We start from the raw sequence: 11,902 nt of genomic DNA on the forward strand, positions 1-11,902 counted from the left end.
GTCATTACATATAACTTAATTTACTATTATGACCTATCGTTGCGTGAGTTGTCTCGGTCAACTAATTAACATAGTTGAGGTAAACGACCACAAATAAACGAGTCAACTGACCTGTGGAACTCTCGCTGTTTTCGTTAGATATCTATCGAACCTCTGCTGGCTAATATGGCTATGTTGTCGAAGCGTCAGCTACCCACGACTGAAGTCGTTGGCTTCCTCCCACAGTGGGGCTATGGGTGATGCATCAACCACGGAGACTCTTCCCACACGGAGTCAGCGTGTGCTCACAGTACCCTGACATATCTCGACTGATGATCTGGATGAGAGACATATTGATATTATTACATAATAGTTTGATAACATAGGAATATTATTGCCGTATAAGATGTTCAAATACCAAGTTGATATACTGAATATGAACTGCCACGCCGGGTATGACCTGGGGAGTATGTTTTCGCCGTCATGGACACAGTAGTAGCAATTTTTCATTCCATTCGCTGTATCGACTTTATCTTAGTAACACTCAAAGCAAAATTGCGCGGTGAGCGTTCGTCTATTCAAATACTCCAATACTGTCCGTCTCAATATTCATTTTCTCCATGTACTAAAGGCTTCGGGAGATGGCACGACATATTGAACATTACAACTGAGCATCAGAAAGGACAGATTGATTCTCAGTTGTCGGATGTGTTAAATTTCTATAATCAAGTGAATTTGTGTGACTATACTGTTGAGTCTCCGAAAAGACTATAATTACCACTAGATTACTGTCAGATAACCATGACCGGAATCATCACTCCGTTGTTCCCAGGGCTGCCGGGCGGACCAGAACTCCTCATTGTTCTACTTGTGCTCGTCTTATTATTCGGAGCGAATAAAATTCCAAAATTGGCTCGCTCAACAGGTCAAGCAATGGGTGAGTTTAAGCGGGGAAGAGAGGAACTTGAAGAAGAATTAAGTGAAGTTGACGGTAGTGGCGAAGATGAGGGATCCACCCCAGCCTCTAGCTCATCATCAACCGAATCTGAAACTGAGACGGCGACTGAACCAAATTGATATCTACACTGATTGGGTGAGTGTGGGTGCCGTAGTGAGATTTCAGAAATCCGGGTCTCAGTTGTATCAGAGATGTTTTGATTCAGAATCAGAATATAGAACATTTATTTATTTTCAATATATCTCAAGAGCAAATCTATAGAAACCGGAATGTGTGATACTATGGATTCATATATCTGCTCGTTAGTGTGAACTTTGTATTCATAACTAATACATATACTGGCTTACGCAATATGTATTGAGTCTATACGAATCATCCGACATGTAACAAATAATAAACAATTAGGATTTAACGTGATTATCGGATGAAGTATATAGAGGACGTGTGGCCTAGTGGACAAGGGCGAGAGGTTCCTAACCTCTAGATCGCGGGTTCGAATCCCGCTACGTCCGTTCGTTTTTCTGATTCGTAGCAATCGGCGATCAGTTGAAATCCAGTTTAATTATATTGTTAATTTTATTATTTTAGAACTGGTTTGATTCTCGATATACCTGACATAGTCAGCTATCAATGCGAAGTATAACTTTTCAACTGAGTTTGTCGTTGCAGTGGGTATAACCGAACAATTGGATTTATACTCGTGACGATATGATATTATATAGTGCATTTTTTGAGCAGTTCTACATGGTGTCAATTTGGGTTCATTTTCGCTGATGACGAATCTCTGAGTATTACTATTAGCAGAGGAGTCCGAGAATATGAATATTGATTTCCGATCAGCAGCAAGAAAGATATTTAAGCGACCTGAAGAGTTAGAACTGACAGAAGGGCCGATTGGGCGGTCATTATTCTTTCTTTCACTACCAATTGTCATTACAAACCTCCTACAGGTTGCATATAATTTTGCAGATACATTCTGGTTAGGTCGTTACAGCACCGATGCATTGGCAGCAATCAGTCTTGGTTTTCCTCTGGTGTATCTGTTTATTTCACTTGGACTTGGATTGACCGTCGCCGGCAGTGTATTGGTTGCACAACACACCGGCGCAACACAAACAGCACAAGCAGACTATGCTGCCTCACAGACGGTCGCATTTACGATTGCAATTGGAATACTGCTTGGCGCCGCCGGTGTAATATTTGTTGATGAGGTGCTGAGTGTTTTCGGTGCCGACCCGGTTGTGCTTGCGCTCGCCACGGATTACATGCGAATTATTTCCTTTGGACTTCCATTTCTATTCGGATTTATCGTATTTATTGCGTTGATGCGTGGTTCTGGTGATACACTGACACCCATGCTCGTCATGCTTGGAACGGTCATTATAAATGTGATTCTCGACCCAATATTGATTTTTGGTGTTGGACCCGTACCAGAGTTGGGTGTTGATGGGGCCGCGATAGCGACCGTGTTTTCACGAGGGTCCGCAGCAGTCGTTGGTTTGTGGATTCTTTTTAGTGGAGGTCATGGCGTACAAATTACGCTAAGTGATATGTGGCCTGATCGAGAATATATCACAAAATTGCTTCGAATAGGGGCACCTGCCTCACTTGAAAACACGGGACGTGCTCTTTCAGTTAATGCTATTTTACTCATCGTTACGTTATTTTCTACACCGGTTGTTGCCGCATTTGGTGTCGGAATCCGTGTATTTTCAATGATTTTCATGCCTGCGATTGCGATTGATCGGGGGGTTGAGACAATGACCGGGCAGAATATTGGTGCCGGAAATAGTGACCGCGTTTCAAAGACAAATCGATTTGCTGCGATAACATCATTTGGCATCCTTTCGATTCTTGGGATTATAACATTCATTTTTGCTCCCGAAATTATCAGAGCATTTGATGACTCGCCTGCGGTTGTTGAACAAGGTGCGACATTTCTTCGCTGGATTGCACCGACATTCGGATTTGTTGGGATATTACGGGGTTATAGCGGGGGATTTCGGGGAGCTGGAAAAACTCTCACTGCTGCGGTGATTACAATTGTTCTCTTCGGATTTATTCGTTTGCCGGTTGCATATGTCGTTTCACAAGGGCTAATTCCGTTTGATATATGGATATTTGGTACCCGAACGCCAGAGGGAATCTGGTTCTCATTCGCTATCTCAGGCATCGTCGCAGCACTTGTTGCGGCTGGATGGTTCGAACGTGGGACATGGCGGGATGGAGATCTGACGGAGGGCACAGATACACCTGCGGACCAAAACAGAGCAACAGAGCAATCCTCAGATCCGGACCCGGATCCATCGGCGTCAGAGACATAGATATGGGTCGACTATCACAGATAGATTATTATTATGATATTACTGATATTGAATTTCTCAATATCTGAACTTACTGAAAATCCGAGTGGAATATGTATGCTCTGAGCAAGATGAACATCGATCTGCGATAATCAATTTAATTTAGTTGCACATGAACGTGACTGAACCATTGTATCATAGCATCAATGAATAAGTACACTCGGTATCGTCATTGAATTATGAAGCACACCGAATTAGCTACATTGCGAACAGACGGGGGAAAGGTAAATGACGATATGGACTCAGACGGAAACCATCATCAAACTGGACCAATCAAATTCAATGTGACAATTGAGGACGGAGTGACAATAATTGATATGCATGGTGATAGAGATACAGCAGTGATTGTACAGTCGGCATCAGGAGAGCGCGTGTATCTTCCTCCAGAAGACTTTGAGCGGGCTGCTCCGACTACACAGCGAAACGAGAGTGCAGATCAGTCTGCCTCAACAAACAGTCCATATCAATCTGCAGCGAGTGACAGTCCGTATCAATCAGCGCCAACTGATAGTCCATATCAATCCTCGGGGACCGACAGTCCGTATCAGTCTACGCAGTCACAGTCACAGTCACAATTAGAATCAGATGAAGAAGGGCTTGTATCGACAACCGAAGGTTACCGTATTTATCATCCTGAACCAGCAACAGATGTTCGAGTTCTTCGGTGATTTTTTGCTTGCAAGCGCTGAGTTACTTCAGCGATAATTATATGATTGAATCATAAAGCGCGAGCGTTTCATCAACCACCTCATCCCAGGTCACAGGGTCATACTCTGGGCTGCCCTCGAGCGTCAATCCACGTTCAATGCCTCTCGCGATCGATTGTGATTCAGCTGCAACCTCAACGACGCAGTCATCTGGAAGGACTTCATTCACACCGCTTTCAGTCGCAACGACGTGAGTGCCAGCTGAAAGTGCTTCTGTGATTGTAATTCCAAATGGCTCTGACAATGATGGAGAAATAAATAAATCCGCAGCAGCATAATAATCACCAAGTTCTTTCTCGGGCACGTATCCAACCCACTCAATTGAGTCCTCAACATTAAGTAATTCCGCAAATCGTTTAAGCTGGTCAGTAAGATGACCAGAACCGCCAATGACAAGTGTCACATCATCACGCCGGAGTTGATCCATCGCATATACAAGATGTGAGATTCCTTTCTGATTCGTGTGTCGCCCAACAAAAAATAGCATTGACCCGCTGATATTAAGTTCAGCTTTGAAGTCGCGATCAGTTGTCTCACACGTCGAAAATCCATTATAAATTACTCTTGGATCGCCCCCATACTGTGATTGAACATCAGTTGCGGTGAGTTCACTGACAGCAATGAGATGGTCTGCACGGTTTGCAAGCCGACGTTCAGTTTCAACCTCTCGTGTTGGTGGGTCGAGATTTCGATCAGCGGATAGCGAATGGAACGTTGTCACCCACTCAACCTCGGCATTTGCTGTTGCCCGAGAGCCAGGACCATACCCAAACCAATCATGCGTGTGCACAATATCAGCATCTGCTGCACGCGTTGCGAAGGTCTCACTCATTCGTCCGACTCGCGTGATGATGTCACCATCGCCGGTTGGGACGCCAATAATACCCTCACGATCTTCTGGAGCATACTCCGCTGGGAGCACTAACTCGATATCGACATCTCGGGCGCGCATTCCATCGAATAGCTCACCCACATGTGTGTCTAACCCGCCGCTCACATTCGGCGGAAACCCCCATCCAAGCATTAGAATTTTTGGCGACATCATGGTACATGTCTTTGTGGACTCATCACATAACAGTTATTGGTAACTCATTATCTTCAGGCGTGATATCCTCGCCCAGCCTGAACGCCGGGGCTTCCACCGCAGGTGCAATACCAACACGACGTCGTATTGAGGTTTCAAGACGTGTTCGCGTCACTGGTCTCCGGCTCCATCCACGCTCCCACTGCTGGTGAGCTAGACGAACCCTTGTCACTGGAAGCCCGCCTCTCGGACGGGAGTCCCTCTCTCGGCGACGTGTCTTCATCGGCCTGCCACTGACCCCCGCTCCGAGGCGAGTCATCGCCTGCCGGTTTCCGAGGCAGGCTCTCTCCCTACGGATTGAGCCGATTGGCTCTGTTCGCTGCTGCGTTCAGATCCGCCTGGTACTCCGACAGCCAATACGTATCGTTCGTACATTTGAACGTACCCTGATACGGTCGATACCCAATGTTGACACGCATGATACATCTTCGACGTATGGCGCGGATACACGTGCACGTACGCGTATTCCACAGCGATTCCGTGTTCCGCCGCCTTCTCCTTGATGCGTGACTGCAATCGAAAGAACAGCCACTCGCCGAGTCGTCGATTCCAGTACTTCCCAATATCCCCGTCGGTGATACCGTCAAGTTGTTCAAAAACGCTGACCGGGCTCTCGAACTATGAGGCATATTCGACTGCCCGATGTGAGGCTCTTTCTTTTTCGTCTTTGATAACGTCTTGCCATCCCCACACGAGGTCGTCCCAGAGGTTCGACGCATATCGTGGTTTCAGCCGGTCTTCAGTGCTGGCTTGTTTTTCTCGGAGGTGTCGGACGCGACCACCATCCACGAACAACGAATCAACCGGGGTGTTGTCTCGGAGGGCACAGCCCACCAAGAGTTTCGACTCACCCACGTCGAATCCGATAGGAGCCATATCGTCATTCTCGCACGAACACCAGTGGACTGGTTCGGTTCGATTTCGAAGTTTACCGTGACGTGCAACACCCAACGATTCCCGTCACGTTGCAAACGGAGTTCGCCCGCCCACACGCTTTCGTCCTGGCTGTTGGTGAGAGAGTGCCACCACTGTTTTTACTCTGGGTTTAATCAGGGTGGTATCTAGAGGTTTATCGCCCTACTGGGGAGTGGGATTTCCCAGCAGATTTCGTGGTGTCGGGTTTCATTACATAGTCTAAAGGAAACAGCGAGAGTTCCACGGGTCACCTGACCCGTGGTCGTTTACGCCCCGATCGCCTCGATTATTTGTAGATGTACAATCAGGGAGTGAATATATCGAGGTTTACCTCTGAGTTATTCACGCCAGACACGATTCAATAATCGAAACGACCATGTGATAGAATGTCACAATAGATATGTGCACGTCGTCGTTAATGCTGCGATCAGTATCGATGGAAAGTTGTCAACGCGCCGCCGCGAACAGGTTGCAATTAGCGGCGAGCGTGATTTTGAACGAGTCAGTGAACTTCGGGCTAATAATGATGCTATCCTTGTTGGGATCGGGACCGTCCTCGCAGATGATCCACATCTTGTCGTTGAGGGGTCATACCGGAAACGTCGTCAAGATCAAGGACTCATCCCAACACCGCATCGTATCATTATTGATTCACGAGCGCGGACGCCAACCGATGCGGAAGTCCTTGATGATGAAGCACCGACATATATTATTGTCAGTGAGTCAGCACCCACCTCCCGGCAAGCAGATCTTGAAGTTGAAGGAGCGAATGTTATTATTGCTGGACGAGACCGTGTCTCAATGCCAGCTGCATTATCAGCACTCGCTGACAGCGGAATGAGTTCAATAATGGTTGAAGGCGGTGGTGAAATTATCTTTTCATTATTTGAGGCTAACCTTGTCGATGAACTCTCAGTATATGTCGGCTCCATGCTTATCGGTGGACGGGATGCACCCACATTAGCCGATGGTAATGGCTTTATCGATGACCCCACACAGTTGCAGTTGACATCTGTCAAGCAGATTGATGATGGGGTATTATTACAATATGATGTTGAGGCGACTGCATCGACATATGATTCAATTGATTGAAATTAATATTGAGACATTGAAATCAGCGGTGTTGTTTTGCAGTCACACAGAACCACTAAGAGGACGCCGATACAATGTATTATTATGAGTGCTCCTGCAGCAACTGACGAACCGGTCCACGTTGAGAGTCAATCAGATCTTGAGTCGTTCGTTAGCGATCACGATATTGTTCTTGTTGACTATTATGCTGATTGGTGTGGTCCATGTAAGATGCTTGAACCCACTGTCGAGGAGATTGCAACAGAGACGAATGCTCTTGTCGCCAAGGTTGATATCGATGAACTTCAATCACTAGCACAGGAAAAAGGAATCCGGTCAGTTCCAACATTACAGTTCTATGCCGACGGCACGATGGCAGAACAGGTCATTGGCGTCCAAGATAAGAGTGATCTTATGTCGGTTATTGACGGTCTCACAGATTAACTGTCTGATATGTAATACAGCGTAGGACCGTGTGTTATCATGGTATGCTTGGTGAAATTATCAATGATTATATGATATATGATATATGATATCTTTATTATCAGGTTTAGCTAAATTAAGCAAAAGACCGCTCATTAAGAACCGACTGAAGTGGACGAACACGGAGGGGATATATCTGTCAATCGTAACTTTTGATATCATAATATGAGATGTAATATACTGTTCTTATGTGGGGTCGTTTCAACTCATAACGCATACAAGAGTAACATTCATTTTTGACGTTCTGCCATGTTTAATTCAGGCAGACTCAACCTCTCAAGCAAGATGTTTGAGAAAAAGAGTCTTGATCGGGCTGTGAACGCCCCCACAGCGAGTGATTCTCTCTGATCTTGGATATGGTCAGACCCTGAATTAAACTCCATCAAAAGCTCTACGCTTAACCAATTCACACGAGCAATCGAGTAGGGTTATATAACTGTTACAGAATCCAGTATCTATGAGTAACTACCAGTAGTAAACAGCATATCAGAATGCCACGGTCGTGCTCGATTGGCGAGTTCGCAGACGAACTCGATGTTCACCCCCAGACGATTAAACGCTGGTGTCGCAACGACGATTTCGACTACACCCGAACACCCAGCGGTGAACGTCGAATTCCACACCGAGAACTCCGCCGGCTCGCAGGCGACACTCGCTCAACAGACTGTGTTGCACTTTACGCCCGCGTCTCACAGCCAGAGTGAAAACGGCGACCTTGACCGCCAACTCGCCCGACTCACGGAATACGCTCACGACCACGGATGGAGCGTCGAAAACACCTATACCGACATTGGAAGTGACCTCAATAAGGACCACCGTGGGCTCAATCCCTTTTCGATGACGTACAGGAAGCCGACCACGGACGCATTCTTGTCACTCATAAAGATAGACTCACCCGTTGGCTTCTCGTATCTCAAGCGGCATTTCGACTATTACGCCATCACAGTCACCATCATCGAAGACGGGACGGACAAATCTGCACAGGAGGAACTCGTTGACGACCTCATCAAGTTCGTCGCCAGCTTCAGCAGCAAAATCTACGGTATGTGCTCATCAAAAAACAACAGGTCGTCAATACTGTCGAATCAGAGGTGAAACCCGGTGAGTGACCACCTTTCACTCCCGATTCACTTGCCAGACGAAGAGGACAAACGGTTCGAACGACTGGCAACACTCATCCGTCGTGTCGCCAACCATGTTCTCGAAGACCATTGGACGCCGGTCCATCTGGACGGGATTACTGACGCATCGCATCAGGCGTGGAAATATTTCGATGAACATGAACCGTTCGAAGAACTCGACCTGTATCTCCCCCCGCGGTTTCGACGGTGCATCTTGCAGAAAGTCGGGGAAACACTCCGCAGTCACGTCGACCGCCGAGACGCCTTCCAGTCTATCCAAAGCATAAAATCCGACGCATCCACCGTCGTTGCATCAAAGAACAACTCTGGGATGACAGTGACTACATCTCGTCAGGCTACATGGACATCCTCATCGACCAACTCACCAGCTACTACGACCGTCACGGGGCGTATCCAGCCACGTATTTCGAAATGCAAGGCTATCCAGAGTACGATAGCGGCGTCTTGCCGTTCTATGCGGACGACGGCCCAACCAGCGGTCAAGCCGTCAAATACCAGTACGACGCCGACGGTGAGATGTTGATCATCCGGCTCAAGACGTCAGACACGCCGTCGCCGGAGACACGAGGGGACTGGTCGTGGATGGAGCACGAGCGCGTTACGAAGCGTTTCACGATCTACTGTCCTACGGTAATCTCTCGGCTTTTGAGTTCCAACCTTCCCGGCGAAAGACCGGTGACGCCTATTACGAACTGTCCTTTCCTGTCGAAGTCGATCAGATAGAGACAAACGACAACGTTGATTCCGTGCTGACCCTCGACGCTGGGATGCGGAAAGATATGACTGCTGTGATGGTCACTGACGACGGCGAACAACTGTCTACGCCACATTTCATCCAGTTCACTGACCGTGACGTGATGCGATGGCTCTACCGTGAACGAACTCGACTGAGCGATCGCCTTGCCGCGTTGCGCCGTGATGGTCGCTCGCATACTGACGAGTTCGCGCACATCCAGAGCGAATACGAACGAGTAAATAGCAAGATTCGGCACAAGCGCGAACAACTGACGCACAATGTAGCCAACTAAGTTCTCGCACTTGTGCTCACCTACGACGTGGACACGATTGTCCACGAGGATCTGCGGTCGCTCTCCCCACCGGGTGACGAAGGCACGTTGTCGTGGGAGCTGTCATCGTGGGCTCGGCGTGAAATTATCGAGAACATCGAATACCGAGCAGACTGCGCTGGAGTAGCTGTTGAACAAGTCTATTCACGGGGGACGAGCCAGTCGTGTCCCCGGTGTGGCTCACATAGTCACACCTGCAAATCGCCGACCACCAGAAAGAACAGTGGTTGGGCGGGCACTTCCGGTGTGACAACACCCGATGTGGGTTCGAAGGCGACCGGGATTACATCGGGGCGCTGAACGTGACTCACGTGTTCTTCAGCGAGACAGACGAGCTAGACCATGGAGTCACATCCTCCTACGGGGGGATGCTGAAATCGTGCTAGTTGACCGTTCTGCTGCACGCGAGTTACGTTCGGGTCTGGAATCGTCGCCTACGAACCCGAACAGGCAGAGGCGGCTGGTGGTGGATCGGCTGTCATAGCGCCCGCTGTCGCCGTGCCCAGGTCGAACGCAGATGGTAGTGATGGACGCGGTCCAGTCGTCCAACAGTGTACCTGTCTCTTACGATGCACTACTGAAAGCTACTGAAAATTGGAACGGTAGCGTAGCTCACTCGACCATATCATATCATATTATACTGTCCTTCGTAATTACCTGCCAGGGAGGTTTTTTACCACAGAGGTGAAATGATGAAGTATGATTTCGCTTGATGAAGCCGTTACAGCTCGACTTGAGTCACACGGTGAACGTTTTGAGGTACTTATCGACCCGGATGCAGCACTTGAGATGAAACGTGATGAGTTCGACGATGACATTGAAGATGTCATTGCTGCTGAAGATGTCTTTGAAAATGCTGCGAGAGGTGACCGACCCGCAGAAGAGGATCTTAAAGCGGTATTTGAGACAACAGAACCACTTTCGATCATTCCAACTGTTGTCAAAGACGGTGAAATCCAAATTACCGCTGAACAACGTCGAGAAATGCAAGAACAAAAGCGGAAACAGCTAATTAACCAAATCGCCCGAAATGCAGTAAATCCACAGATGGATAATGCACCACATCCTCCAGAGCGAATCGAGCGGGCGCTTGAGGAGGCTGGATTTCGTGTTGACCCAATGGAGCCGGTTGAATCACAAATCGATGATGCACTCGATGACCTTCGACCTGTAATACCAATCCGCTTCGATGAGGTGACTGTTGCCGTCCAAGTCCCGGCTTCTGATGCAGGAAAGACACAGGCGCAAGTGCGTGAATACGGCGATCTTGAGCGTGAAGAGTGGCAACCCGATGGATCCTGGGTCGGTGTTGTCACCTTTCCTGCGGGAATGCAAAATGATTTTTATGATCTTATGAATGAGTTGACCTCCGGTGAAGCCGAAACACGAATACTCAAAAATAAGGATGAGATTAGCACCCGATGAAGAATATCTTAGAGTGATCCCTCGATATACTCAGTCATCTGTCCGGGCATATGAATAAATATCGGTGAATACAAGCAGGATGTTGAAAGGACGGAACACGCGCCGGAGACACGCTTGACCCCGCCCACGGTGGGTCATGGAACACGCGCTGTCATTTCATTTAGAAACGAGGCGACACCAATACTCATCTGATGTGTTGTTTTGTGGGTTATTTGGATTCGAGTAATCCGAAAATATATTTCTATACATATTGTTATATAACATATATACTGATGCTATCTTTTTCCTCTGATCTAAATCGATCATTCGAAGCACTCGATGGGGTTACACATACTGAAAATATAGTGAAGTTTGATATCACAGCTTACAGCAGGTTTATTGAGATAGTTGCAGGTATCGATGTTACTGATAACCTCTGTAAGAAGGAATACTATCGAATCAGAAATCGAGTTGAGGCGTTTATTCATGACGCAAAGCGCTATCAGATATGGAAACCAGCGTTGCTTGACGCATACCCTGATGTCGATTTATTAGCAGAAATAACTGCACTTACGCGCGCCCTCCGACAATACGAACAACAGCGACTCACTCATTAATCAATTATCTATGAATACTAGTTCAAAATTAGCAGATTATGGATTCTTCATCCTGACTTCAGGGGACGAACGGTTCCAGTGCGAGTAAGATACTGATAATAATGATCTATTG

General features: G+C 47.4%; 13 protein-coding genes, 1 tRNA gene and 1 pseudogene. 12 read left to right on the forward strand and 3 right to left on the reverse strand.

Translation table 11 applies throughout. From position 1 onward, the window contains the following. Positions 1-780 precede the first annotated feature (780 nt). The 4 genes from HQRW_RS07990 (at position 781) to HQRW_RS08005 (ending at position 3,968) form a co-directional block, all read left to right on the forward strand. Positions 781-1,056, forward strand: coding sequence for a Sec-independent protein translocase subunit TatA/TatB (locus HQRW_RS07990; protein WP_014556198.1), 276 nt, complete (start codon positions 781-783; stop codon positions 1,054-1,056). Between the two features lie 319 nt (positions 1,057-1,375). Further along, positions 1,376-1,449 (forward strand) — tRNA-Arg (locus tag HQRW_RS07995). A 306-nt stretch (positions 1,450-1,755) separates the two neighbouring features. Continuing rightward, the gene (locus tag HQRW_RS08000; protein WP_014556199.1) at positions 1,756-3,261 is read left to right on the forward strand and encodes an MATE family efflux transporter; all 1,506 of its coding nucleotides are present in this window, start codon (positions 1,756-1,758) and stop codon (positions 3,259-3,261) included. Positions 3,262-3,479: 218 nt separating this feature from the next. After that, positions 3,480-3,968 (forward strand): DUF7510 family protein, encoded by a 489-nt coding sequence (locus HQRW_RS08005; protein WP_014556200.1) that lies wholly within the window; start codon positions 3,480-3,482, stop codon positions 3,966-3,968. Between the two features lie 37 nt (positions 3,969-4,005). Here the strand turns inward: HQRW_RS08005 and HQRW_RS08010 are convergent, their stop codons facing one another. The 3 genes from HQRW_RS08010 to HQRW_RS16245 all read right to left on the reverse strand — a co-directional run bounded on the left by HQRW_RS08010 (position 4,006) and on the right by HQRW_RS16245 (position 6,042). After that, on the reverse strand, positions 4,006-5,031 hold the full coding sequence (locus HQRW_RS08010) for a glycosyltransferase (protein ID WP_049891842.1): 1,026 nt from the start codon (positions 5,029-5,031) through the stop codon (positions 4,006-4,008). A gap of 43 nt (positions 5,032-5,074) precedes the next feature. Continuing rightward, positions 5,075-5,206, reverse strand: coding sequence for a hypothetical protein (locus tag HQRW_RS16705; RefSeq protein ID WP_269448443.1), 132 nt, complete (start codon positions 5,204-5,206; stop codon positions 5,075-5,077). A 503-nt stretch (positions 5,207-5,709) separates the two neighbouring features. Then, positions 5,710-6,042 carry a hypothetical protein gene (locus HQRW_RS16245; RefSeq protein ID WP_077260076.1) on the reverse strand — a complete coding sequence of 111 codons (333 nt, stop codon included), beginning with the start codon at positions 6,040-6,042 and terminating at the stop codon, positions 5,710-5,712. Between the two features lie 366 nt (positions 6,043-6,408). Here HQRW_RS16245 and HQRW_RS08020 point away from each other — a divergent pair, with 366 nt between their 5' ends. The 8 genes and pseudogenes from HQRW_RS08020 to HQRW_RS16490 all read left to right on the forward strand — a co-directional run bounded on the left by HQRW_RS08020 (position 6,409) and on the right by HQRW_RS16490 (position 11,790). Then, complete coding sequence (locus HQRW_RS08020) at positions 6,409-7,098, forward strand: 2,5-diamino-6-(ribosylamino)-4(3H)-pyrimidinone 5'-phosphate reductase (protein ID WP_014556202.1); 690 nt, start codon at positions 6,409-6,411, stop codon at positions 7,096-7,098. 84 nt (positions 7,099-7,182) lie between these two features. Beyond that, complete coding sequence (gene trxA, locus HQRW_RS08025; protein ID WP_011571741.1) at positions 7,183-7,521, forward strand: thioredoxin; 339 nt, start codon at positions 7,183-7,185, stop codon at positions 7,519-7,521. 530 nt (positions 7,522-8,051) lie between these two features. Then, positions 8,052-8,669, forward strand: a pseudogene (locus HQRW_RS08030) (IS607 family transposase). Beyond that, entirely contained in the window at positions 8,662-9,225 is a 564-nt protein-coding gene (locus tag HQRW_RS16250; RefSeq protein WP_197535307.1) for a hypothetical protein, read from the forward strand. Before HQRW_RS08030 ends, HQRW_RS16250 begins: the two are co-directional and overlap by 8 nt. A gap of 55 nt (positions 9,226-9,280) precedes the next feature. Continuing rightward, the gene (locus HQRW_RS16255; protein WP_197535308.1) at positions 9,281-9,730 is read left to right on the forward strand and encodes a hypothetical protein; all 450 of its coding nucleotides are present in this window, start codon (positions 9,281-9,283) and stop codon (positions 9,728-9,730) included. Positions 9,731-9,757: 27 nt separating this feature from the next. Then, on the forward strand, positions 9,758-10,069 hold the full coding sequence (locus HQRW_RS16260) for a zinc ribbon domain-containing protein (protein ID WP_197535309.1): 312 nt from the start codon (positions 9,758-9,760) through the stop codon (positions 10,067-10,069). 399 nt (positions 10,070-10,468) lie between these two features. Further along, a complete protein-coding gene (locus HQRW_RS08050; protein ID WP_014556205.1) occupies positions 10,469-11,194 on the forward strand; it encodes a ribosome assembly factor SBDS in 726 nt (241 codons plus the stop codon). Between the two features lie 344 nt (positions 11,195-11,538). Continuing rightward, a complete protein-coding gene (locus tag HQRW_RS16490) occupies positions 11,539-11,790 on the forward strand; it encodes a hypothetical protein (RefSeq protein ID WP_231852282.1) in 252 nt (83 codons plus the stop codon). Positions 11,791-11,902 lie beyond the last annotated feature (112 nt).

The sequence above is a fragment of the Haloquadratum walsbyi C23 genome (genome assembly GCF_000237865.1).
Lineage (GTDB): Archaea > Halobacteriota > Halobacteria > Halobacteriales > Haloferacaceae > Haloquadratum > Haloquadratum walsbyi.

Excerpts from the sequence above, each read along its gene's own strand:
- HQRW_RS07990 (WP_014556198.1), top strand. The coding sequence starts at position 781 with ATGACCGGAATCATCACTCCGTTGTTCCCAGGGCTGCCGGGCGGACCA.
- HQRW_RS08000 (WP_014556199.1), top strand. The coding sequence starts at position 1,756 with ATGAATATTGATTTCCGATCAGCAGCAAGAAAGATATTTAAGCGACCT.
- HQRW_RS08005 (WP_014556200.1), top strand. The coding sequence starts at position 3,480 with ATGAAGCACACCGAATTAGCTACATTGCGAACAGACGGGGGAAAGGTA.
- HQRW_RS08010 (WP_049891842.1), bottom strand. The coding sequence starts at position 5,031 with ATGCTTGGATGGGGGTTTCCGCCGAATGTGAGCGGCGGGTTAGACACA.
- trxA (WP_011571741.1), top strand. The coding sequence starts at position 7,183 with ATGAGTGCTCCTGCAGCAACTGACGAACCGGTCCACGTTGAGAGTCAA.
- HQRW_RS08050 (WP_014556205.1), top strand. The coding sequence starts at position 10,469 with ATGATTTCGCTTGATGAAGCCGTTACAGCTCGACTTGAGTCACACGGT.